Raw genomic sequence first — 23,598 nt, forward strand, 5'->3', positions numbered from 1 at the left:
CGGCGCATCGTTCACGGCGTTGATGGTCAAGCTGTAGTTGTACTCGTTGCTGCCGCCGTTGCCGTCGTCGACCACGAAGGAGAAGTTGTCCTCGCCGTTGAAGTTGGCGTTCGGGGTGTAGTCGAAGGTGCCATCGGCGTAGACCACGACGGTGCCGTTGCTGGGTGAGGTCGAGCCCAGGGTGTAGGTCACCGTGTCGCCCTCGATGTCGCTGGCGGCAGGCAGGCTGCCGGTGAGGATGGGGGTGTCCTCGTCTGTGCTGGCGCTGCCGTCCGCGGCGGTCGGCGCATCGTTCACGGCGTTGATGGTCAAGCTGTAGTTGTACTCGTTGCTGCCGCCGTTGCCGTCGTCGACCACGAAGGAGAAGCTGTCCTCGCCGTTGAAGTTGGCGTTCGGGGTGTAGTCGAAGGTGCCATCGGCGTAGACCACGACGGTGCCGTTGCTGGGTGAGGTCGAGCCCAGGGTGTAGGTCACCGTGTCGCCCTCGATGTCGCTGGCGGCAGGCAGGCTGCCGGTGAGGATGGGGGTGTCCTCGTCGGTGCTGGCGCTGCCGTCCGCGGCGGTCGGCGCATCGTTCACCCCTCTAATCTCGACCGTCGCCGTGGCCCAGCTCAGCGTGCCGTTGCCTAGGCGGATGGCGTAGGTGAAGCTGTCGTAACCGATCTCGCCTGCACCCAGTGAGGCGAAGTGCGTCCTGCTCGTATCTGTCATGGTGTAGGCAACTGTGCCGTCGGCCATGATGGCGATGTGCGCACCATACTGGCTGAGGTTGTTGACCCCCACTAGGTCCTTCATTAGCAGGTCCGCTGAAGTGGCCGAGCCTTCGTTCTCTATGCCGTCATCCAGGGAGTAGAGCGTTTTGGCCTTACCGCCCAGGTCGTTGGCCATCACCGCCAGAATAATGGTCTCAGTCGAGTTCTCGGTGAGGCCAGTCTGGGTGGCGGTGTAGTAATCGTCCACCGCCTGTGGAGTATTGGTGAAAGACACTGTGGAGATGGCCATGACTACTTCCTCTCTTATCGAAACGCGGCTCGGCAGCGGCGCAGGTATAGGCGAAAGAACCTTCTTACTTACGTGGCCTTTAAGAAGTGGTGCAGCTCTCCCATCATCCAGAGCGAGTACTTCATACTCGTCGTCTCCGTAGCGGAAAGGCATAGGTCCGCCGGAGTGAGCAGTGGAGTGAACAGGGGCTGTAAAGCGAGCCTGCCGGCGAAGCGCGGGACTCGAAAAAATGCGCCCGTGAGAACTCCTGCGGCAGGGTGCTGAGCCCTCTACTGGGAGGGCCTTCAGCCTGCGGCCGATCTGGGTATGGTGTCAGTTTGATATTGGTTTAGGTCAGTGCCGAGGCGTTGTAAAGCTGCTGAAATAGCCAATAGACAGAATTCCGACGGCTGGCGTTGTCTGTCTGGTTGGTTGAAACAATATTCGTCAAATTAATGACTTCAAGCTGTCGCTCGTACCTTCACCTATTACGGAAAATTGATTAATTACAAGTTCTTAGAGGTTTTTGGTGCTTGCGAACCATTGGATGAGGCCGAGTGCTGGAGTGGGGCGTCGATATCGGCTTGTAACGCTGCCGATACTGGTGCTGTCGCTGCTCTGGCTCGCCGACCGCCTGTTCCCGCTGCCACTGCCCGATGACGATCTGGCCCGCGTGGTGCTGGCCGAGGACGGCACGCCGCTGTGGCGCTTCGCCGATCGCGACGGCGTATGGCGCTACCCGGTGACCCCGGATCAGGTCTCGCCCTATTACCTCGAAGCGCTGCTGACCTATGAGGATCGCTGGTTCCGCCTGCACCCCGGGGTCAACCCGCTGGCCCTGGCCCGCGCCGCCTGGCAGAACCTCAGCGGCGGGCGCGTGGTGTCCGGCGGCAGCACCCTGTCGATGCAGGTGGCGCGCCTGCTCGATCCGCATGGCCGCGACCTGCCCGGCAAGCTCAAGCAGCTGTGGCGCACCGCGCAGCTGGAGTGGCACCTGTCCAAGGACCAGATCCTCGCCCTGTATCTGAATCGCGCGCCCTTCGGCGGCACCCTGGAAGGCGTGGCGGCGGCCAGCTGGAGCTACCTGGGCAAGCCGCCGAGCCAGCTCACTCGCGCCGAGGCCGCATTGCTCGCGGTGCTGCCGCAGGCGCCCAGTCGGCTGCGGCCGGATCGTCACCCCGAGCGCGCCCAGGCCGCGCGCGACAAGGTGCTGCGGCGTCTGGCCGAGTTCCGCGTATGGCCGCAGACGCAGGTGGACGAGGCGCTGGAGGAGCCGGTGTTTCTCGCCCCGCGCCGCGAGCCGAGCCTGGCGCCCTTGCTGGCACGGCGGCTGAACCGCGCCGGCAGCCCGCCGCTGATTCGCACCACCCTCGACGCCGGCCTGCAATTGCGCCTGGAAGACCTGCTGCTGGGCTGGCGCGCGCGCCTGCCGGAGCGCACCTCGGCGGCGATCCTGGTGGTGGAGCACCAGAGCATGGCGGTGCGCGCCTACCTCGGCTCGGTGGATATCGGCGATGCCACGCGCTTCGGCCACGTCGACATGGTGCGCGCGTTGCGCTCGCCCGGCTCGACGCTCAAGCCCTTCCTCTACGGCATGGCCCTGGACGCCGGGCTGATCCACTCCGAGTCGCTGCTGCAGGACGTGCCGCGGCATTACGGCGACTACCGTCCCGGCAACTTCGCCGTCGGCTTCAGCGGCCCGGTGTCGGCCAGCGAGGCGCTGGCCACCTCGCTCAACCTGCCGGCGGTGCAGCTACTGGAGGCCTACGGGCCGAAGCGCTTCGCCGGCGAGCTGCGCGGCGCCGGGGTGCCGATTCGCCTGCCGGCATTGGCCGAGCCCAACCTGGCGCTGATCCTCGGCGGTGGCGGCACCCGCTTGGAGGCGCTGCTGGCCGGCTACAGCGCCTTTGCCCGTGGCGGCCTGGCGGCGCGGCCACGCCTGCAGCCGGACGATGAGCTGCGCGAGCGGCGCCTGCTGTCGCCCGGTGCAGCCTGGATCGTGCGGCGCATCCTCAGCGGCCAGGCACGTCCGGATCGCGACCCGCGCGCGCAGCTCGTGCAACGGCCGAGCCTGGCCTGGAAGACCGGCACCAGCTACGGCTTTCGCGATGCCTGGGCCATCGGCGTCGGCCCGCGCCACCTGATTGGCATCTGGATCGGTCGCCCGGACGGCACCCCGGTGCCCGGCCAGTTCGGCCTGGCCTCGGCGGCGCCGCTGCTGCTGCAGGTGCACGATCTGCTGGTCAACCGCGACAGCCAGCGCGGCATCGCCGCGCCGGCCGATCCGCAGCCGGCCGAGGTCGGCGTCGCCGCCATCTGCTGGCCGCTGGGCCAGCCCCTGGACAGGGACGACCCCAACTGCCGGCGCCTACGCTTCGCCTGGACTCTGCAGGGCACCACGCCGCCGACCCTGCTGGCCGCCGACCAGCCGCTGGGCAGCGGCCTGCGCGAGCCGCTGTGGCTCAATCCCCGCGGCCGTCGCGTCGCCCCGGGCTGCGCCCAGGCCGAGCGTCGCGAGCTGGCGCTATGGCCGGCGCCGCTGGAACCCTGGTTGCCGCGCCGCGAACGACGCAGCGCGCGCCTGCCGGCGGCCGATCGTGCCTGTCCGCCGCCGACGCCGGCCCAGGTGGCGCCGCTGTCCATCGTCGGCGTGCGTGAGGGCGAGCGCCTGCGCCGACCGCAGGGCGGCGCCGAACCGCTGCGCCTGAGCCTGTCGACCCTGGGTGGCAGCGGCCGGCGCTGGTGGTTCGTCGACGGCCGGCCGCTGGGCGACAGCGCCGCCGGGGCGAGCTTCGCCCATGCGTTCGCGGTCGGCCGGCACCAGCTCAGCGTGCTCGACGAGGGCGGCCAGACCGCCCGCCTGGAATTCAGCGTCGAGCCTTAGCCAGCCGCCTCCTGTTCCTGCGCGCTCGCGGCGGGGGACTCCAGCGGCAGCAGCAGATTCATCAGGATGGCGGTCAGGCCGCCGCTGGTGATCGCCGAGCCGAACAGGTTCTGCACCAGCGTGGGCATCTGGCCGAGCAGCTCGGGCTGGCTGGACACGCCCAGGCCGATGCCGAAGCTGGTGGCCATGATCAGCAGGCTGCGCCTATCCAGCGGCGCCTGGGCGAGGATGCGGATGCCGGCGGCGGCGACCGTGCCGAACATCACCAGGGTGGCGCCACCGAGCACTGGCTTGGGAATCTGCTGGAGGATGGCGCCGAGCAGCGGGAACAGGCCGAGGACCACCAGGATCGCGCCGATGTAGTAGCCGACGTGGCGGCTGGCCACGCCGGACAGCTGGATCACGCCGTTGTTCTGGCTGAAGGTGGTGTTGGGGAAGGTGTTGAACACCGCGGCGATCAGCGAGCTGACGCCGTCGCCGAACACCCCGCCCTTGATCCGTTGCAGGTATTGCGGGCCCTTGATCGGCTGCCTGGAGATCATGCAGTTGGCGGTCAGGTCGCCGGTGGTTTCGATGGCGGTGATCAGGTAGATCAGCGCCACCGGGACGAAGGCCATCCAGTCGAAGTCGAAGCCGTAGCGAAAGGGGATCGGCAGGCTCAGCAGCGGCAGATCGGGCAACGGCTTGGGCACCAGCACGCCGCCGGACCAGGCGGCCAGCGAGCCGACCAGCAGGCCGATGATGATCGCCGACAGGCGCAGCCAGGGGTTGTTCAGGCGATTGAGCACGATGATGGTGACCAGCACCAGGGCGCCCAGGGCCAGGTTGATCGGCGCGCCGAAGTTCTCGGCCTTGGCGCCGCCGCCGACGTCGGTGATGCCGACCTTGATCAGGCTGACGCCGATGATGGTGATGACGATGCCGGTCACCAGGGGCGTGACGATGCGCTGCAGGCGGCCGATGAAGCGGCTCAATACCATCTCGATGAAGGCGCCGAAAAAGCACACGCCGAAGATCATCGCCAGGATGTCGTCCGGGCTGCCGCCGCGCGCCTTGACCATCAACCCGGCGGCCAGCACGGCGCTGAGGAAGGCGAAGCTGGTGCCCTGCACGCAGATCATCCCGGCGCCTATACCGAACGGCCGGCGCGCCTGGATCAGGGTGCCGACGCCGGACACCATCAGGCCCATGCTGATCAGGTAGGGCAGTTGTTCATGCAGGCCGAGCACGCCACCGATGATCAGGGTCGGGGTGACGATGCCGACGAAGCAGGCGAGTACATGCTGCAAGGCGGCGAAGAAGGCCGGCAGCGGCGCCGGACGGTCGTCCAGGCCGTAGAGCAGTTCGGAGCTGGGGTGCAATTGGCTGGTCATGGGGGCATTCCCGTGGTGAGTCTGGAAGTGGCTGCAAAACGCCGACCAGCCGGTGCCGGTCAGGCGCTGTGGATCAGAAATGCACTTTCAGCAGCAGGCTGGCGGTGTTCTGGTTGGTGGTGAAGGCCGCCGAGTCCTGGATGCCGTACTTGTCCTTCCAGTAGCTGTACTCCACCCCGACGTAGAACTGCTTGTCGCCCCAGTCCATGGCCTTGCCCAGGTCGTACTTGATCTGCGGGTTGAAGTGGTAGTTGCTGTGATAGCTGGCGTCGTTGTCCACCACCCAGTCGATGTAGCCGTCGATGAGAATGTCCGACTTGCCGGCCGGCAGGGTGTAGGACCAGCTCGGGGTGACCTGCCAGACGCCGCTGCCATCGGGGTTGCCGTCGCCGTCGCGGTCGGGGCGATTGCCGTCAGGGGTACGGTAGTAGAAGTTCAGCTTGAAGAAGTTGAAGCCGGGGACGTTGAGATCGAAGCCCGGGCCGATCAGATAGGCCTCGGTCTCGTCCTCGCCGAACTCGTAGGTGGTCGCCAGCAACACATCCTTGATCGGGCCGAACGACAGGTCCTGGCCCAGCAGCTTGCCGAACGACAGGCGCGGGCTCAGTTCACCGTAGAAACTGCGCGAATCCCCGGCGCCGTTCTGCGCGCCGTTGAAGAACTTCTGGTCGACGAAGAAGAACAGATCGCCCCAGCTCCAGCCGCTGGCGTGCTCTAAGGTGAGGGTCTGCTGAATCGCCGGCTCCACCTTGAAGTTCTTGCCATAGAGGTAGGAGAGGCTGTTGTTCTGCCAAAGCAGCGGGCCATCGGCCTGGGCCTGGGTCGCCAGCAGCAGGCTGCTGGCGGCGAGCAGGGTCGCGCGAATAGGGTTCATCTGGGCTCCTGAGATCAGCGTGTTTTTCTGGTTTTCCTGGCCGTTTGGTCAGGTCGCTGCCCGGGTGCAAAAAGCTGTCCAACTGATCAGCTTGTGTGCAGCATTGTGTTCAACTTTGGCAAAAGCCCTGTCGCATCAGTTGCATACGATTGTTCGTGACCTGGTGTTCATTTCTTTCGGCAGGCACCCGGGCGCGGCGGCGCCCCGCGATAGGGCGGCCTGCACTCAAGTGGAGCCTGAGGCGCGGACGGACCCGCCCGCTCAGGATTCGGCCAGCGCCTCGAGAAAACTTTCCAGCACCAGGTGCGCGCGGCGGCCCTTGCGCGTCACCGCCGCCAGGCTGATGTCGTAGAAGCGGCTGGCGGCCTTGAGCGCGCGCAGGCGGCCCTGCTGCACCCAGGCCTGGGCGTAGTGATCGGGCAGGTAGCCGATATAGCGTCCGGTGAGGATCAGGAAGGCCATGCCCTCGCGGTCCGAGGCGCTGGCCGTGCAGTTCAGCGCCTGGTAATGGTTCTGCACCTCCGGCGGCAGGCGGAAGGTCGGGGCGATGGCCTCCTGGGCGTTGAGGCGCTCGTCCTCCAGCTGCTGGTCATCGACATAGAACAGCGGGTGGCCGACCGCGCAGTAGAGCAGCGAGCGCTCGTCGTACAGGGTCTGGTACTCCAGGCCGGACAGCGCCCCGACCTGCGGCACCACGCCGACGTGCAGGCGGCCGTCGAGCACGCCCTGTTCCACCTCCGACGGCGGCGTCATGCGGATATGGATGCGCACGTCCGGGCCCTGCGCCTTGAGCCGCGCCAGGGCATTGGTGATGCGCATGTGCGGGATGGTCACCAGGTTGTCGGTCAGGCCGATGTTCAGCTCGCCGCGCAGATGGCGGTGCAGGCCGTTGACCTCGGTGCGAAAGCTCTCCAGCGCCGCCAGCAGCTGCAGGGTGCTCTGGTACACCTCGCGGCCTTCCTCGGTCAGGGCGAAGCCGGCGCGGCCGCGCTGGCACAGGCGCAGGCCGAGGCGCTGCTCCAGGTCGCTCATCTGCTGGCTGATGGCCGAACGGCCGATGCCCAGCGCACTTTCCGCGGCGGAAAAACCGCCGCATTCCACTACGCTGCGAAACAGCTTGAGCAGGCGGATTTCAAAGTCGCTGACCTGGGCCAGCGGATCGGGGCGGCGGCTGCTCATTTGTTTAGTAAGCCTTTAACTGAAGATAAGAAGAGTGCTGTTTTACTGACTCTATGCCCGTGGCACCTTTGCTGGCAACAGATGCCATATCTGTGGGAGGCGCTTCAGCGGCGACAGTCGCGGCTAAAGCCCCTCCCACACCGCTCCGATCACGCCGCCACTGCCGAGGCTCCCTATGAACATGCCGCAGACCGCCACCCCCTCCCTGGCCAGCCAGCTCAAGCTGGATGCCCACTGGATGCCGTTTTCCGCCAACCGCCAGTTCCAGCGCGACCCGCGGATCATCGTCGGTGCCGAAGGCAGCTGGCTGTTCGACGATGCCGGCCGCAAGATCTACGACAGCCTGTCCGGCCTGTGGACCTGCGGCGCCGGCCACTCGCGCAAGGAAATCCAGGAGGCGGTGGCCAAGCAGCTCGGCACCCTCGACTACTCGCCGGGCTTCCAGTACGGCCACCCCTTGTCCTTCCAGTTGGCCGAGCAGATCGCCGACCTGATGCCGGGCGAGCTCAACCACGTGTTCTTCACCGGCTCCGGCTCCGAGTGCGCCGACACCGCGGTGAAGATGGCCAAGGCCTACTGGCGCCTGAAAGGCCAGCCGGCCAAGACCAAGTTCATCGGCCGCGCCCGCGGCTACCACGGCGTCAACATCGCCGGCACCTCGCTCGGCGGCATCGGCGGCAACCGCAAGATGTACGGCCAGTTCATGGACGTCGACCACCTGCCACACACCCTGCAGCCGCACCTGGCCTACACCAACGGCATGGCCGAGAGCGGCGGCGTCGAGCTGGCCAACGAGCTGCTCAAGCTGATCGAGCTGCACGACGCCTCCAACATCGCCGCGGTGATAGTCGAGCCGATGTCCGGCTCGGCCGGCGTCATCGTGCCGCCCAAGGGCTACCTGCAGCGGCTGCGCGAGATCTGCACCCAGCACAATATCCTGCTGATCTTCGACGAGGTGATCACGGCATTTGGGCGGATGGGTAAATGGAGCGGCGCGGAATACTTCGGCGTCACCCCGGACATCATCAACGCGGCCAAGCAGATCACCAACGGCGCCGTGCCGCTCGGCGCGGTGGTGGCCTCCAGCGAGATCTACAACACCTTCATGCAGCAGCCGTCGCCCGAGCATATGGTCGAGTTCACCCACGGCTACACCTACTCGGCCCACCCGGTGGCCTGCGCCGCCGGCCTGGCCTCGCTGGAGCTGCTCAAACGCGAGAACCTGATCCAGCAGGCGGCCGAGCTGGCGCCGCAGTTCGGCCAGGCGCTGCATGGCCTCAAGGGCAGCAAGCACGTGGTCGACATCCGCAACTGCGGCCTGGCCGGCGCCATCCAGATCGCCGCGCGCGACGGCGACCCGGTGATCCGCCCGTTCGAGGCCGGGCTGAAACTGTGGAAGGCCGGCTTCTACGTGCGCTTCGGTGGCGACACCCTGCAGTTCGGGCCGACCTTCAACGCCCGGATGGACGACCTCGACCGCCTGTTCAACGCCGTCGGTGAGACCCTGAACAGCCTGGACTGACGCCTTTTCTCCCCACTTCCTTATAGGGGAGTGGGGCCGGGGAGAGGGCCTCAGGCCCACCCCGCAATTCATTCGATAACGGAGAGCCCCATGAGCCTTATCCCGCACCTGATCAACGGCGAACGCGTCGCCGGCAACGAACGCAGCGCCCCGGTGTTCAACCCCTCCACCGGCGAATCGACCCGCCAGGTCGGCCTCGCCGACCGCGCCACCATGCAGTTGGCCATCGACGCCGCCAAGGCCGCCTTCCCGGCCTGGCGCAACACCCCGCCGGCCAAGCGCGCGCAGATCATGTTCCGCTTTAAGCAGCTGCTGGAACAGAACGAGAACGAAATCGCCCAGCTGATCAGCGCCGAGCACGGCAAGACCATCGAGGACGCCATCGGCGAGCTCAAGCGCGGCATCGAGAACGTCGAGTTCGCCTGCGCCGCCCCGGAACTCCTCAAGGGTGAATACAGCCGCAACGTCGGCCCGAACATCGACGCCTGGAGCGACCTGCAACCGATCGGCGTGGTCGCCGGCATCACCCCGTTCAACTTCCCGGCCATGGTGCCGCTGTGGATGTACCCGCTGGCCATCGTCTGCGGCAACTGCTTCATCTTGAAGCCGTCCGAGCGCGACCCCAGCTCCACCCTGTTGATCGCCGAACTGGCGCAGCAGGCCGGCCTGCCCAAGGGCGTGCTCAACGTGGTCAACGGCGACAAGGACGCGGTCGACGCCCTGATCGAAGCGCCCGAGGTCAAGGCGCTGAGCTTCGTCGGCTCGACGCCGATCGCCGAGTACATCTACAGCGAGGGCACCAAGCGCGGCAAGCGCGTGCAGGCCCTCGGCGGCGCCAAGAACCACGCCGTGCTGATGCCCGACGCCGACCTGGACAACGCCGTCAGCGCGCTGATGGGCGCCGCCTACGGCTCCTGCGGCGAACGCTGCATGGCCATCTCGGTGGCCGTGTGCGTGGGCGACCAGATCGCCGACGCGCTGGTCGACAAGATAGTGCCGCAGATCAAGGCGCTGAAGATCGGCGCCGGCACCCAGTGCGGCCTGGATATGGGCCCGCTGGTCACCGCCGCGGCGCGCGACAAGGTGGTCGGCTATATCGACGACGGCGTCAAGGCCGGCGCCGAGCTGGTGGTGGACGGTCGCGGCTACCGCGTCGCCGGGCATGAGGACGGCTACTTCGTCGGCGGCACCCTGTTCGACAAGGTGACCCCGGAGATGGCTATCTACACCGACGAAATCTTCGGCCCGGTGCTGTGCATCGTCCGCGTCGGCAGCCTGGAAGAGGCCATGCAGCTGATCAACGACCACGAGTACGGCAACGGCACCTGCATCTTCACCCGCGACGGCGAAGCGGCGCGGCTGTTCTGCGACGAGATCGAAGTGGGCATGGTCGGCGTCAACGTGCCGCTGCCGGTGCCGGTGGCCTACCACAGCTTCGGCGGCTGGAAGCGCTCGCTGTTCGGCGACCTGCACGCCTACGGCCCGGACGGCGTGCGCTTCTACACCCGCAAGAAGGCCATCACCCAGCGCTGGCCGGCGCGCAAGAGCCACGAGGCGGCGCAGTTCGCCTTCCCCAGCAATGGCTGAGGTGAGCTGAAGCGTTGCAGCAGAGGCCGGTCGCAAGACCGGCCTTTTTGCTATCGGCCCCATGCGTATCTCCCTGCGGCCGCCTCTGGTACAACAGCCGGCAGGTAGAAAAGGGAGATGCACGATGACCGAAGCATTCAAGCTGGAGCTGCACACATACCTCGAGCGCCTGGGTTACTCCTCGGCGCCACCTCCGACCCTCGACACCCTGCGCGAGCTGCAGGCGCGGCATACCGCCGAGTTCCCCTTCGAAACCCTGGCGAGCATGCTGCGCGTGCCGGTGCAGGTCGAGCCCGCCGCGATTCAGGACAAGCTGCTGCGTCAGGGTCGCGGCGGTTACTGCTTCGAGCTCAACCGCCTGTTTCTGCTGCTGTTGCAGGCGCTGGGCTTCGACGCGCGCGGCCTGACCGGGCGGCATGGTGCCGACCGGCCCGCTGCGGCTGGACAGCGAGGCGCAGCAGGCCACGCCGCACGAGCCCTACCGCCTGACGCTGGTGGACGGCACCTATACCTTGCGGGCGCTGGTGGCCGGCAGCTGGCGGGCGATGTACCTGTTCGATCTGCAGAAGGTGGCGGATATCGATTACGTGGTCGGCAACTGGTACGTGTGCACCCATCCGGATTCGCCCTTTCTCGGCCAGATGATCGCCGCCCGCACCGGGCTGGGCCTGCGCAAGACGCTGAACAACGGCAGCTTCGCCATCCATCGCCTGGGGCAGGACAGCGAGCGGGTGCAGTTGCAGAGCGTCGACGCGGTGCTGGAGGTATTGCGCGATGAGTTCGGCATTCGGGTGCCGGAGCATCCAGAGTTGCGGACGATCATCGCGAGGTTGATTGCTGGGACGTGAGCTAAGGCCTGCCGATATCCCCGGCCGCTAGCTCTTTGTGGGAGGGGCTTTAGCCGCGACCTTAGGTGCCTTGTCCGTAGGAGCGGCTTCAGCCGCGAAAGCTCAGGCTGCCACCTGATATCGCCGAAAGGACGCGATTAGTCCCCCTTTCCCGTTCACGGGATAGGGGTGGGGATGTTCCGAAATAGCCGTTTATCGTCACTCCCGCGAAGGCGGGAGCCCAGGGACTAAGGTGGTCATGGATTATTCCCCTTTGGGCCAGCGCAAGCGCTGTTCAGCGATAAAGCTGCTGTCCCGCCTGCACGGGAATGACGACTATTTCTTCAGAGTTTCTGTTGGTTGTTGCTGGGGGATTGCACTACGGCGCCGCCTTCTTATCGCCTGACACTAGGGTTTCGCCCTTACGGCGAGTCCCTTTTGGCAAACGCCCCAAAAGGAACCAAAAGGTCTGTGCCCCGCCATCCGGATCTCGCTGCGCTCGAATCCCCTCACTCCATCGTTGCTCCAGGGGCCGGCGTACAAGGGCCGTCCGGCCCTTTACGCGGGGCCGCCATCGGTATCTCGCCGCATCCATGCGGCTCGCGCCCTTCCGCAAGGATTCCGCTCGGCTTCCTGAAGGGGCGTTTGGCGGCGGCTGATCGTTCGCGGTCTAAAAGCACGGCCGATGTCGTGTTGGGCTGGCGCAGGCGCTGTGAATGCAATGGCTGATAACGCGAAGCTTGTCCACCGCTTCACTGTTTCGCTGTGGCCTTCCGATTCCGCACATACAACGCCTCACCGCCCGTCGCACTGCTGCCGCGCACCTGCAGCTCAAACCGCTTCGCATGCCCCTTGATCAAATCGCTGAGCTTCTTGAAGCCGTATAGCCGGGCATCGAATGCCGGGCGCAGTTTGCTGATGTTCGAGCCGAGGGCGCCGAGTTGGATCCAGCCGTCCTCGTCGTCGCTGTCGTCGATGACCTTGGCGATAAAGTCCACCGGTACCTTCTGTACCTTCGGCTTGGTGGACGCCTTGGCCGGTTCGGTGGCTGTGGTCTCGCCAGCAACGGCTTTGGTCTTGTCGCCATTGCTGGGCGGTTCTTCCGCTGCCTCGGCGGCGTCGGCGCGAAGGATTTCCGTATAGATGAACTTGTCGCAGGCCGAGACGAAGGGCGAGGGGGTCTTCTCCTCGCCGAAGCCGTAGACGGTCAGCCCTTCCTCGCGCAGGCGCGCCGCCAGCCGGGTGAAGTCGCTGTCGCTGGAGACCAGGCAGAAGCCGTCGAAGCGCCGGGTGTAGAGTAGGTCCATGGCGTCGATGATCAGCGAGCTGTCGGTGGCGTTCTTGCCCTTGGTGTAGGCGAACTGCTGGATCGGCTGGATGGAGTGGTCGAGCAGCACCTTTTTCCAGCCGCCCAGGTTGGGCAGTGTCCAGTCGCCGTAGATGCGCTTGACGCTGGCGACGCCGTATTTGGCGATTTCCTCGAACAGGCCTTCGACTATGGCGGCGGGGGCGTTGTCGGCGTCGATCAGCACCGCGAGGTGCTTCTGCTGGCGGGAGGCGGGGGCTTTGGTGGCCATGCGGCATCCTTGCAAGAGGGGATGCCTGACCTTACTGCGAATGCTGGGGCGATGCCAGAGCGTCGATGCCAGTGGTATTCGCGCGGGGCGGGGCGCTCAACCCGTCCCGGGTCGAGCGCAAATTCCCCGTTGCGGAACGGGCGTTACTGCTCGCCCTTCAGCGCGCCGCTCAGGCCGAACATCAGCACCAGCAGGTTGGCGTCCGGTTTGGCTTGCGTCGGCGCCGGTTTGCGCGGCGGGGCGCTGGGGCAGGCTTCGGTGGCGCTGCAGTCGCGGGCTTCCAGCACGCGCGGGGCGGGTTCCTGCCAGGCAGCGGCGGCAATGGCCGTGACGCTGAGGGCGAGGCCGAGGAATAAACCTCGTGCTGTTTCTAATTTCATTTTGATAACCCCTTGAAAGCGCTGCCAAACGCTGTTCGCTAAACCTAGATCACCCACCGTTCGGTCGTGGTCTTGCGCGACGAACGGTCACTGCCTATGGCTGGCACCACCTGGGGGCTGTGCTGGGACACGGGCCAGCCCGGTTGGTTCAATTTGTGTGCGGGTAACGCCCAGGCGTCACCTTTGGTGCCTTTGGGAGCACCCTGTAGCAGCCGGCCTTGGCGGTGGGTAAGCGGGGCCAGAGTGGCGCAGCTGATCCTGCTGCCCGGCGCAAAGCTGCGGGGCAGAGCCACGTCCTGGTGAGGGTGGTGCGAAAAGATCGCCCGTAGGCGGCAAACAGATGCCGGCGCTGGGCCGGCATGTATGTTTTTCAAGCAAGAGGCGTACCGTGAATCTCTGGCAGCGTTGTCGACCCCGGCTAGCCCAGGCCATTGGCGCCGCCGGCGAATACCTGGCGATAGCCCTGCAGCAGCTGCTGCCAGTCTGCGTCCGACCAGGGGCTGTGGCGCCGCAGCTGGCGCAGGTCGTGGCGCGCGGCGCGTACCCGGCTGAGGCGCCGGCGGCTCTTTTCCAGGTCGAGCAGGGCCACCTGCGGGGCGTCGCCGTCCAGGCGTACGAAGACGTGCTTGGCGTATAGGCAGCCGTGCTGCCAGCGGCCCAGGTGCATGCGCGCCAGGGTGGCGCCGATCTGTTGCAGCAGCTGTGCGTGTCGCGCTTCGCCGCAGGCCTGGCGGCCGCCGTCGGCGTACCAGCTCTCGATATCTGCGAAACCCTCCAGCGCCGCGGTGACCAGCAGGCCGCGCCAGCCCTGTTGCGGGTCGCGTTCGACGCCGCAGTAGATCAGCTGCGGCACGGCCACGCCGAGGGCGTCGAGGGCGCGCAGCGCCTTGCGTTCGCGCAGCACGGTGGGGCGGCCCCTGGGGTGCAGCAGGCTGCGATAGAGGTGGCCGACCTGGCGCTTGGCGTACCAGACCGCGTCCTGCCGTTGCAGGCGCTGCACACCGCTTTCGCCGCCGCGGCGCTGGTTGGGCTCTTCCACCCATTCGCCGCGCAGTTGCCACCAATGTTGAAAGGGGTGTTGCTGGGTGTCGCCAGAGGTACCGAGGGTCATGGTCGTTGTTCTTTTGCCTGTCTGTCCGGGCCGCCCGCGCCCTCGGGGGCAGCCATTCGGGTGCGCCGGCGCAGCCGACACGGGGACAAACTAAGCAAAGCTCGCGGTCAAGTCCATAGAAAGCTATGCAGCGGTCGGGCGCATGGGCGCCGTGCGCCGCGTTGCGAATTGCACGCCCCCGGGGCGCCGGGGCTGGCCGTCGCACCTGGCAAGGGGCGCGACGGGGCAGGGGCTCAGTGTGCACGGCGTACCCGGCAGGGCCGTCGCCGGTATTATCTGGCCGCGCGCCGCGCCGGCTCGCGGGCCGCCCATAAAAAACCCCGCGACGAGCGCGGGGTTCTTGTTACAGCGAGGGAGCCGGGCTGGCTTACATCATGCCGCCCATGCCACCCATACCGCCCATGCCGCCCATATCCGGCATGGCCGGGGCCTTGTCGTCAGCCGCTTCGGCCACCATGGCCTCGGTGGTGATCATCAGGCCGCCGATGGAGGCAGCAGCCTGCAGGGCCGAACGGGTGACCTTGGCCGGGTCGAGGATGCCCATCTCGATCATGTCGCCATAGGTGTCGGTAGCGGCGTTGAAGCCGAAGTTGCCCGAACCCTGCTTGACCTTGTCGACCACCACGCTCGGCTCGCCGCCGGCGTTGGCGACGATCTGGCGCAGCGGCGCTTCGACGGCGCGACGCAGCAGGGCGATGCCGACGTTCTGGTCTTCGTTGTCGCCCTTCAGGCCTTCGATGGCCTGCAGCGCGCGCACCAGGGCAACGCCGCCGCCAGGCACCACGCCTTCTTCCACAGCAGCGCGGGTGGCGTGCAGGGCGTCTTCGACGCGGGCCTTCTTCTCTTTCATCTCGACTTCGGTGGCAGCGCCGACCTTGATCACGGCAACACCGCCGGCCAGCTTGGCCAGACGCTCTTGCAGCTTCTCTTTGTCGTAGTCGGAGGTGGTGTCTTCGACTTGCTTGCGGATCTGCGCCACGCGGGCTTCGATGTCGGCTTGGGCGCCGGCGCCGTCGATGATGGTGGTGTTGTCCTTGTTCAGCACCACGCGCTTGGCGTTACCCAGGTGCTCCAGGGTGGCGCTTTCCAGGGACAGGCCGACTTCTTCGCTGATCACGGTGCCGCCGGTGAGGATGGCGATGTCCTGCAGCATGGCCTTGCGGCGGTCGCCGAAGCCCGGAGCCTTGACGGCAGCGACCTTGACGATGCCACGCATGTTGTTGACCACCAGGGTGGCCAGGGCTTCGCCTTCGACGTCTTCGGCGACGATCAGCAGCGGGCGACCGGCCTTGGCGACGGCTTCCAGTACCGGCAGCAGTTCGCGGATGTTGCTGATCTTCTTGTCCACCAGCAGCAGCAGCGGGCCTTCCAGCTCGGCAACCATGGTGTCCGGCTTGTTGATGAAGTAGGGCGACAGGTAGCCACGGTCGAACTGCATGCCTTCGACGACGGACAGTTCGTTTTCCAGGCCCGAGCCTTCTTCGACGGTGATCACGCCTTCTTTACCGACCTTCTCCATGGCCTCGGCGATGATGTCACCGATGGAGTTGTCGGAGTTGGCGGAGATGGTGCCGACCTGGGCGATGGCCTTGGTGTCGGTGCAGGGCTTGGCCAGGTCCTTGAGCTGGGCGACGATGGCGCTGGTGGCCTTGTCGATGCCGCGCTTCAGATCCATCGGGTTCATGCCGGCAGCGACCGACTTCAGGCCTTCGTTGACGATGGCCTGGGCCAGCACGGTGGCGGTGGTGGTGCCGTCACCGGCGGCGTCGTTGGCCTTGGACGCGACGTCCTTGACCAGCTGGGCGCCCATGTTCTCGAAGGCGTCCTTCAGTTCGATTTCCTTGGCAACCGAAACGCCGTCCTTGGTGATGGTCGGCGCGCCGAAGGACTTGGCCAGCACCACGTTACGGCCTTTCGGGCCGAGGGTGGCTTTTACCGCGTCGGCCAGGACGTTGACGCCGATGAGCATTTTCTTGCGGGCGGAATCGCCGAATTTGACTTCTTTAGCAGCCATGTTGATCAATCCTCAGAATTCTTGACGGTTAAACGGAGACTGGCGCGAATCAGGCTTCGATGACGGCGAGGATTTCGTTCTCGCCCATCACCAGCAGGTCTTCGCCGTCGACCTTGACGGTGTTGCTGCCGGAGTAGGGGCCGAATACCACCTTGTCACCGACCTTGACGGCCAGCGGACGTACTTCGCCGTTGTCCAGCACGCGACCGGTGCCGACGGCGACGATCTCGCCCTGGTTCGGCTTCTCGGCAGCGGAACCCGGCAGCACGATGCCGCCAGCGGTTTTGGTCTCTTCTTCGCTGCGACGGATCACGACGCGGTCATGCAGAGGACGAAGCTTCATTGTCGATCTCTCCTAACAATTGATGGCCAACTTGCCGACTCTTGTGTGGCCGGCGGGTTTGTAAAATCCGGCGGAGCCGGGTGCGGTGCGCGGTGCACACCGCGAAAGTCTGACTGCCTCGGAGGGCAGGCACCTTGCGGTGACTGCTACATGTGGGCGGGCGAGGGTATTTCAAGGGCCGGGGTGCAAATTTTTTGCATCGGCGAGGGAGGTGGCATCCCGGATGGCTTGGCGCAAGCGCCAGGGCGTGGCTGTCATCTTGTCGGAGTCGGCTGGCTGGTCATCGGCGGGCTGCGGGATCGCCAGCCCGCCGGCTCCTGCGGGGGCGTTGGGGAGCTGCTTCAGTCGCGGCGTTCGTATTCGCCTTCCAGCACATTCGGACGGGGCGCCCCCGGGCGGCTCTGCCCGGCGCGCGCGGCCATATCGTCGAAGAAGGCGCGCTGGCGCAGGGCCTGTTCCTCGGCGCGGCGGCGCAGCATGCCGACCAGCAGGCGGCGGGTGAAGGGAATCAGGCAGAGCACGCCGAAGATGTCGCTGATAAAGCCCGGTAGCAGCAGCAGGCCGCCACCGACGGCGATCAGCAGGCCTTCGAGCATTTCCTGTTCGGGCAGCTCGCCGCGTGCCAGCTTCTCGCGGGCGCGCCAGGCGGTGGCGACGCCGGCCACGCGCAGCAATAGGCTGCCGAGCACGGCGGTGCCGATCACCAGCAGCAGCGTCGGCAGCACACCGATGGCGCTGCCGACCTGGATCAGCAGGGCCAGCTCGATGATCGGGAACAGCAGGAAGAGAAACAGAAACACACGCATGGGTCGAAGTGTCCTTGGCGGAAGTCGGGCTTCCCGTAGGTTCTTAATATGGGGCGCGGCGCTTAATTCAAGCTGAAACCGCGCCGTCGGTCGGCCAGTGCTCGGCGCGCGCCAGCTGCACCAGGGCCTGGCGCACCGCGCCCGGATTGCCGCACGGGGCGGGGAAGGGCAGCCAGTAAAGGCTCTGGCCGATGCGCAGGTGGAAGCCCTCGCTGTCGATGCCGGCCAGCTGCGCCGGCTCCTGCCCTGGCAGCCCGGCCAGCGCGACGTAGTGGGCGATGGCGTCGGCGTGGTCGGCGTTCATGTGCTCGACCATGCTCGCTTCGCTGCCGTCGGTCGCGAAGGGGTTGGCCAGGGCGACCTCGTCGAGCCAGTGAATGGCGCCGAAACCGCCGATGAAACGCCAGCGCACCGGTTCCAGCCGCCAGAAATCGAAATCATGCGCCCGATGGTAGTCGCGCGATTGGGGGAAAAAGCGGTAATAACGCTGGGCGGCCGCCTCGATTTCGCTTTCGTCACGCAACTGTCGTGCTTCGGCGAGCAGAGTGAGGCGGCCGACCGCCTGCACATCCTCTGCGCCGCGCTCGCCGACCAGCAGCGAGCACTTGGCGTCCTGCCCGAGATTATGGGTGTGCTGGGCGATGCGACTGATCAGGATCAGCGGCCGGCCCTCGGCGTCCAGGCAGTAGGGCACCACCGATCCGAAGGGGAAGCCCGGCATGGCCTTGGAGTGGGTGCTGAGCACGCCACGGTATTCCTTGAGCAGCAATTCTCGTGCATGCTTGCCGGCTTTCACGCTCACCTTATGACTCCTCGCAAAGAATCCGTCAGAAACGGACAGGCGCCCTAGCATAGCGGTTCGCAGGCGTCAGCGGGGCTGGTTAATGCTGCAACTTGAGGGGATAACGCGATGCAACTGAAAGACAAAGTCATCATCATCACCGGTGGTTGTCAGGGCCTGGGCCGCGCCATGGGCGAGTACCTGGCGGCCAAGGGCGCCAAGCTGGCGCTGGTCGACCTGAACCAGGAAAAACTCGACGAAGCCGTGGCCGCCTGCAAGGAGGCCGGCGGTGACGCCCGCAGCTACCTGTGCAACGTGGCCAATGAAGAGCAGGTGATCCACATGGTCGCCCAGGTGGCCGAGGACTTCGGCGCCATCAACGGTCTGGTCAACAATGCCGGCATCCTCCGCGACGGCCTGACCATCCGCGTCAAGGACGGCGAGATGAGCAAGATGAGCCTGGCGCAGTGGCAGGCGGTGATCGACGTCAACCTGACCGGGGTGTTCCTCTGCACCCGCGAAGTGGCGGCGAAGATGATCGAGCTGAAGAATGAAGGCGCGATCGTCAACATCTCCTCGATCTCCCGCGCCGGCAACATGGGCCAGGCCAACTACTCCGCGGCCAAGGCCGGCGTCGCCGCCGACACCGTGGTCTGGGCCAAGGAATTGGCGCGCTACGGCATCCGCGTCGCCGGCGTGGCGCCGGGCTTCATCGAAACCGAGATGACCGGCAGCATGAAGCCGGAAGCGCTGGAGAAGATGACCGCCGGCATTCCGCTGCGGCGCATGGGCAAGCCGGCCGAGATCGCTCACTCGGTGGCCTATATCCTGGAGAACGACTACTACACCGGTCGCATCCTCGAGCTCGACGGCGGCCTGCGTCTGTAATCGCCTGTCGCGCAAACGAAAACGCCCCGACTGGTTCGGGGCGTTTTCGTTTCTGGCAGCTGGTGCGCCGTGGGCACCGCTGCTTTTTAATGTGTGCGAGCGACGGCGAAGCGGCTCAGTTCGACCAGCGCATCGCGGTACTCGCCGGCCGGCAGCGCGTCCAGGCAGGCGATGGCGCGCTCGGCGTAGTCGCGCGCCAGTTGCGCGGTGTAGTCCAGGGCGCCGGCAGCTTCCACGGCGTCGCGGATGCTTTCCAGGTCCTCGATGCCGCCCTTCTGGATGGCGCGGCGCACCAGCGCGGCCTGCTCCTCGCTGCCTTCGCGCATGGTGTAGATCAGCGGCAGGGTCGGTTTGCCCTCGGCCAGGTCGTCGCCGACGTTCTTGCCCAGCTCGGCGGCGTCGCCCCGGTAGTCGAGCAGGTCGTCGACCAGCTGGAAGGCCACGCCGAGGTGGTCGCCGAAGGTGCGCAGGGCTTCGCTCTGCGCCTCGCTGGCGCCGGCCAGCGCCGCGGCGGCATGGGTCGAGGCCTCGAACAGCATGGCGGTCTTGCCGCGGATGACTTCCATGTAGGTCTCTTCCGTGGTGCTGGCGTCGCGCACCTTGGACAGCTGCAGCACCTCGCCCTCGGCGATCACCCGGGTGGCTTTGGAGAGGATGCGCATGACCGGCATGGAGCCCAGCTCGACCATCATTTCGAACGAGCGCGAATAGAGGAAGTCGCCCACCAGCACGCTCGGTGCGTTGCCCCACTGGGCATTGGCGGTGCTGCGGCCGCGGCGCATGTCGGACATGTCGACCACGTCGTCGTGCAGCAGGGTGGCGGTGTGCAGGAACTCGATGGTGGCGGCCAGCAGGCGCAGGTCGTCGGCCCGATAGCCCAGCGCCTTGCCGCTGAGCAGCACCAGCAGCGGGCGCAGGCGTTTGCCGCCAGCGGAGATGATATAGTCGCCGATCTTCTCCACCAGCGGTACGCGCGAGACCAGTTGTTGACGGATGATGCCGTCGACGGCGGTGAAATCGTCCGCCACCACGCGGTAGAAAGCCTGGGGTTGCATCGGCGAAAGGTGCTCCTTTGAGGTTGCGCGGCATGCTAGGTGGCGGGGTGGGGGCTGTCAAGGCAAGCGCCGGCGGGCCTTGCGTGGCGTCACGGGCTTGCGTACAATCGCGCACCCTGAACTTCCCCCTGGGCATTTCCCTGCCTTACGCAATTGCAAGGGCGTCACTTCCGGCCCCGAGCAGCCATGCCAGCCAATAACGACTTTTCTAAAGCGCTGGGTGAGCAGGATCAACGGAGATTTACCATGTACGCAGTGATTGTTACTGGTGGCAAGCAATACAAGGTCACCGAAGGCGAATTCCTCAAGATCGAGAAGCTCGAAGTCGCTACTGGCGAAGCCGTGACTTTCGATCGCGTTCTGCTGATCGGCAATGGCGACGACGTTAAGATCGGCGCTCCGGTCGTAGACGGCGCTAAAGTGGTTGCCGAAGTCGTGTCGCAAGGTCGTCACGACAAGGTGCGCATCATCAAGTTCCGCCGTCGTAAGCACCACATGAAGCGTCAGGGCCACCGTCAGTGGTTCACTGAGATCAAAATCACCGGTATCCAGGCCTGATTCGTCGGCCCCGATCCCTTTATAGGAGTATTGACTCATGGCACACAAAAAAGCTGGCGGTTCTACCCGTAACGGCCGCGATTCCGAAAGTAAACGCCTTGGCGTGAAGATGTACGGCGGCCAGGTCATCAAGGCCGGCAACATCATCGTGCGTCAGCGCGGCACCCAGTTCCACCCCGGTTTCGGCGTGGGCATCGGCAAGGACCACACCCTCTTCGCTAAAGTCGAAGGCGTGGTCAAGTTCGAAGTGAAGGGCGCGTTCGGCCGTCGCTACGTGAGCGTCGTCCAGGCTTAATCGCCGGCACGCTGGAGAAGCCCTGTCCCTAGGACGGGGCTTTTTTATTTGTGTATCTTTGGTTCGCTTGCCCGATCCGCTAGCTCTGGATGATCCGGCAAGCGTTCCCTCCAGCCCGCAGGTGACGCGGGAGGCATATCCATGAAATTCGTCGACGAAGTTTCGATTTTTGTAAAAGCCGGTGATGGCGGTAACGGCATGATGGCCTTCCGCCGCGAGAAGTTCATCGAGAAGGGCGGCCCCAACGGCGGCGACGGTGGCGACGGCGGCTCGGTTTTCCTCGTCGCCGACGAGAACCTCAACACCCTGATCGACTACCGCTACACGCGCAAATTCCACGCGCAGAATGGCGAGAAGGGCGGCAGCACCGACTGCACCGGGGCCAAGGGCGAGGACTTGCTCCTGCCGGTACCGGTCGGCACCACGGTGATCGACGCCGGCACCCAGGAAGTGATCGGCGACCTGGTCAAGCCCGGCCAGCGCCTGATGGTCGCCCAGGGCGGCTGGCACGGCCTGGGCAACACCCGCTTCAAGTCCAGCACCAACCGTGCGCCGCGGCAGACCACGCCGGGCAAGCCGGGCGAGTCGCGCGACCTCAAGCTGGAGCTGAAAGTGCTGGCCGACGTCGGCCTGCTCGGCCTGCCCAACGCCGGCAAGAGCACCTTTATCCGCGCCGTTTCCGCGGCCAAGCCGAAGGTGGCCGACTACCCCTTCACAACCCTGGTGCCGAACCTGGGCGTGGTCAGCGTCGACCGCTTCAAGAGCTTCGTCGTCGCCGACATTCCGGGCCTGATCGAGGGTGCCTCGGAAGGCGCCGGTCTGGGCATCCGCTTCCTCAAGCACCTGGCGCGTACCCGCCTGCTGCTGCACCTGGTGGACATGGCGCCGCTGGACGAGAGCGATCCGGCCGAGTCGGCGCAGGTGATCATCGACGAGCTGGGTCGCTTCAGCCCGGCGCTGGCCGAGCGCGACCGCTGGCTGGTGCTGAACAAGATGGACCAGATCCCGGAAGACGAGCGCGAGGCGCGCAAGGCCGACATCGTCGCCCGTCTGGGCTGGCAGGGCCCGGTCTACGTGGTCTCGGCCATCAGCCGCGACGGCACCGAGCGCATCTGCCGCGACATCATGCATTACCTGGAAGTGCGCGGTGAGCGCATCGCCGAAGACCCGCAGTTCGCCGAGGAGCTGGCCGAGCTGGATCAGCGCATCGAAGACGAGGCGCGCGCCCGCCTGCAGGCGCTGGACGACCAGCGTGCGTTGCGCAAGGCCGGGGTACGCAGCGTCGACGATATCGACGAAGACGACTTCGACGACGAAGATGATGACGACGGCCCGGAAATCATTTACGTCCGGGATTAAGCAAGTTTTCAACGCCGCTTAATTGCGGCGTTTTTGTAGGTGGGGCAGGCCCCATCGTTTTCTGGCTAAGGTTGGAAGATCATGCGTGACAAGGTGACCGGCGCGCGGCGCTGGGTGGTGAAGATCGGCAGTGCGCTGCTGACCGCCGACGGGCGCGGCCTGGATCGGGCGGCCATGGCGGTGTGGGTCAAGCAGATGGTGGCCCTGCGCGAGCAGGGCGTGGAGCTGGTGCTGGTGTCCTCCGGCGCGGTGGCCGCGGGCATGAGCCGCCTCGGCTGGAGCAGCCGCCCGAGCGCCATGCACGAGCTGCAGGCGGCTGCCGCCATCGGCCAGATGGTGCTGATCCAGGCCTGGGAGTCGAGCTTCGCCGAACACGGCCGGCGTACCGCGCAGATCCTCCTAACCCACGACGACCTGTCCGACCGCAAGCGTTACCTCAACGCGCGCAGCACCCTGCGCACCCTGGTCGACCTGGACGTGGTGCCGGTGATCAACGAGAACGACACCGTGGTCACCGACGAGATCCGCTTCGGCGACAACGACACCCTGGCCGCGCTGGTGGCCAACCTGGTGGAGGCCGACCTGCTGGTGATCCTCACCGACCGCGACGGCATGTTCGACGCCGACCCGCGGCACAATCCGGACGCCAAGCTGATCAACGAGGCGCGTGCCGACGACCCGGCACTGGATGCGGTGGCCGGCGGCGTCGGCGGCGCGCTGGGCCGTGGCGGCATGCAGACCAAGCTGCGCGCCGCGCGCCTGGCGGCGCGTTCTGGGGCTCATACGATCATCGTCGGCGGTGCCATCGAGCAGGTGCTGGCGCGGCTCAAGGCCGGCGAACGCCTGGGCACCCTGCTGGCGCCCGAGCGCGGCCTGCTGGCGGCGCGCAAGCAGTGGCTGGCCGGTCACCTGCAGACCCGCGGCACCCTGGTGCTGGATGCCGGTGCGGTGAAGGCGTTGAGTCAGGATCGCAAGAGCCTGCTGCCGGTCGGGGTCAAGGCGGTGCAGGGCAGCTTCCGCCGCGGCGAGATGGTGGTCTGCGTCGCCCCGGACGGCCGTGAGGTCGCCCGCGGCCTGGTCAACTACAGCGCCCTGGAGGCGCAGAAGATCATCGGCCAGCCGTCCGACGCCATCGAGAAGCTGCTGGGCTATGTCGACGAGCCGGAGCTGGTGCATCGCGACAATCTGATCCTCGTCTAAGGAG

20 protein-coding genes and 1 pseudogene are annotated in these 23,598 nt (G+C 66.2%); 9 read left to right on the top strand and 12 right to left on the bottom strand.

What is annotated here, in order from left to right; translation table 11 throughout:
- A partial coding sequence (locus ACIGFL_RS16930; protein WP_397497936.1) for a cadherin-like domain-containing protein occupies positions 1–1,002 on the bottom strand: 1,002 nt, incomplete at its 3' end.
- A 526-nt stretch (positions 1,003–1,528) separates the two neighbouring features.
- Here ACIGFL_RS16930 and pbpC point away from each other — a divergent pair.
- Positions 1,529–3,865, top strand: a complete 2,337-nt coding sequence (gene pbpC, locus ACIGFL_RS16935) for a peptidoglycan glycosyltransferase PbpC (RefSeq protein WP_397497937.1) — start codon at positions 1,529–1,531, stop codon at positions 3,863–3,865.
- Here the strand turns inward: pbpC and ACIGFL_RS16940 are convergent.
- From ACIGFL_RS16940 to ACIGFL_RS16950, 3 genes are all read right to left on the bottom strand, one after another.
- Entirely contained in the window at positions 3,862–5,238 is a 1,377-nt protein-coding gene (locus tag ACIGFL_RS16940) for a nucleobase:cation symporter-2 family protein (protein WP_397497938.1), read from the bottom strand. The genes pbpC and ACIGFL_RS16940 overlap by 4 nt on opposite strands.
- Before the next feature lie 73 nt (positions 5,239–5,311).
- Positions 5,312–6,112 carry an outer membrane protein OmpK gene (locus tag ACIGFL_RS16945; RefSeq protein WP_397497939.1) on the bottom strand — a complete coding sequence of 267 codons (801 nt, stop codon included), beginning with the start codon at positions 6,110–6,112 and terminating at the stop codon, positions 5,312–5,314.
- 261 nt (positions 6,113–6,373) lie between these two features.
- Positions 6,374–7,291, bottom strand: a complete 918-nt coding sequence (locus ACIGFL_RS16950) for a LysR family transcriptional regulator (protein WP_021445326.1) — start codon at positions 7,289–7,291, stop codon at positions 6,374–6,376.
- Between the two features lie 175 nt (positions 7,292–7,466).
- Here ACIGFL_RS16950 and ACIGFL_RS16955 point away from each other — a divergent pair, with 175 nt between their 5' ends.
- The 3 genes and pseudogenes from ACIGFL_RS16955 to ACIGFL_RS16965 all read left to right on the top strand — a co-directional run bounded on the left by ACIGFL_RS16955 (position 7,467) and on the right by ACIGFL_RS16965 (position 11,248).
- Entirely contained in the window at positions 7,467–8,813 is a 1,347-nt protein-coding gene (locus ACIGFL_RS16955) for an aspartate aminotransferase family protein (protein WP_397497940.1), read from the top strand.
- A gap of 90 nt (positions 8,814–8,903) precedes the next feature.
- On the top strand, positions 8,904–10,400 hold the full coding sequence (locus ACIGFL_RS16960; protein WP_397497941.1) for a CoA-acylating methylmalonate-semialdehyde dehydrogenase: 1,497 nt from the start codon (positions 8,904–8,906) through the stop codon (positions 10,398–10,400).
- Positions 10,401–10,524: 124 nt separating this feature from the next.
- Positions 10,525–11,248: pseudogene (locus tag ACIGFL_RS16965) on the top strand (arylamine N-acetyltransferase).
- Positions 11,249–11,979: 731 nt separating this feature from the next.
- Here the strand turns inward: ACIGFL_RS16965 and ACIGFL_RS16970 are convergent.
- The 7 genes from ACIGFL_RS16970 to ACIGFL_RS17000 all read right to left on the bottom strand — a co-directional run bounded on the left by ACIGFL_RS16970 (position 11,980) and on the right by ACIGFL_RS17000 (position 18,260).
- Positions 11,980–12,804, bottom strand: coding sequence for an NYN domain-containing protein (locus ACIGFL_RS16970; protein WP_397497942.1), 825 nt, complete (start codon positions 12,802–12,804; stop codon positions 11,980–11,982).
- 143 nt (positions 12,805–12,947) lie between these two features.
- Positions 12,948–13,184, bottom strand: coding sequence for a hypothetical protein (locus ACIGFL_RS16975; RefSeq protein ID WP_031303580.1), 237 nt, complete (start codon positions 13,182–13,184; stop codon positions 12,948–12,950).
- Between the two features lie 418 nt (positions 13,185–13,602).
- Entirely contained in the window at positions 13,603–14,295 is a 693-nt protein-coding gene (locus ACIGFL_RS16980; protein ID WP_397497943.1) for a lipopolysaccharide kinase InaA family protein, read from the bottom strand.
- Between the two features lie 367 nt (positions 14,296–14,662).
- Complete coding sequence (gene groL, locus ACIGFL_RS16985) at positions 14,663–16,309, bottom strand: chaperonin GroEL (protein ID WP_122109103.1); 1,647 nt, start codon at positions 16,307–16,309, stop codon at positions 14,663–14,665.
- 49 nt (positions 16,310–16,358) lie between these two features.
- Positions 16,359–16,652, bottom strand: coding sequence for a co-chaperone GroES (locus ACIGFL_RS16990; protein ID WP_021445335.1), 294 nt, complete (start codon positions 16,650–16,652; stop codon positions 16,359–16,361).
- Between the two features lie 341 nt (positions 16,653–16,993).
- On the bottom strand, positions 16,994–17,458 hold the full coding sequence (locus tag ACIGFL_RS16995) for an FxsA family protein (protein ID WP_021445336.1): 465 nt from the start codon (positions 17,456–17,458) through the stop codon (positions 16,994–16,996).
- Positions 17,459–17,525: 67 nt separating this feature from the next.
- Positions 17,526–18,260: a HugZ family protein gene (locus ACIGFL_RS17000; protein ID WP_021445337.1), complete on the bottom strand. Its 735-nt coding sequence runs from the start codon at positions 18,258–18,260 to the stop codon at positions 17,526–17,528.
- 108 nt (positions 18,261–18,368) lie between these two features.
- Here ACIGFL_RS17000 and ACIGFL_RS17005 point away from each other — a divergent pair, with 108 nt between their 5' ends.
- A complete protein-coding gene (locus ACIGFL_RS17005; RefSeq protein WP_021445338.1) occupies positions 18,369–19,127 on the top strand; it encodes an SDR family oxidoreductase in 759 nt (252 codons plus the stop codon).
- 86 nt (positions 19,128–19,213) lie between these two features.
- On the opposite strand, the gene ACIGFL_RS17010 is transcribed toward ACIGFL_RS17005, so the two are convergent.
- Complete coding sequence (locus ACIGFL_RS17010; protein ID WP_021445339.1) at positions 19,214–20,182, bottom strand: polyprenyl synthetase family protein; 969 nt, start codon at positions 20,180–20,182, stop codon at positions 19,214–19,216.
- A 246-nt stretch (positions 20,183–20,428) separates the two neighbouring features.
- On the opposite strand from ACIGFL_RS17010, the gene rplU reads away from it, so the two are divergent.
- The 4 genes from rplU (at position 20,429) to proB (ending at position 23,594) form a co-directional block, all read left to right on the top strand.
- Complete coding sequence (gene rplU, locus ACIGFL_RS17015; RefSeq protein ID WP_021445340.1) at positions 20,429–20,740, top strand: 50S ribosomal protein L21; 312 nt, start codon at positions 20,429–20,431, stop codon at positions 20,738–20,740.
- A 37-nt stretch (positions 20,741–20,777) separates the two neighbouring features.
- On the top strand, positions 20,778–21,035 hold the full coding sequence (gene rpmA, locus ACIGFL_RS17020; protein ID WP_031303584.1) for a 50S ribosomal protein L27: 258 nt from the start codon (positions 20,778–20,780) through the stop codon (positions 21,033–21,035).
- A 141-nt stretch (positions 21,036–21,176) separates the two neighbouring features.
- The gene (gene cgtA / locus ACIGFL_RS17025) at positions 21,177–22,394 is read left to right on the top strand and encodes an Obg family GTPase CgtA (protein WP_021445342.1); all 1,218 of its coding nucleotides are present in this window, start codon (positions 21,177–21,179) and stop codon (positions 22,392–22,394) included.
- Positions 22,395–22,475: 81 nt separating this feature from the next.
- The gene (gene proB, locus ACIGFL_RS17030; RefSeq protein ID WP_122109036.1) at positions 22,476–23,594 is read left to right on the top strand and encodes a glutamate 5-kinase; all 1,119 of its coding nucleotides are present in this window, start codon (positions 22,476–22,478) and stop codon (positions 23,592–23,594) included.
- Positions 23,595–23,598: the final 4 nt, after the last annotated feature.

This window comes from Pseudomonas sp. NPDC077649 (assembly GCF_044542855.1).
Classification (GTDB): domain Bacteria; phylum Pseudomonadota; class Gammaproteobacteria; order Pseudomonadales; family Pseudomonadaceae; genus Aquipseudomonas.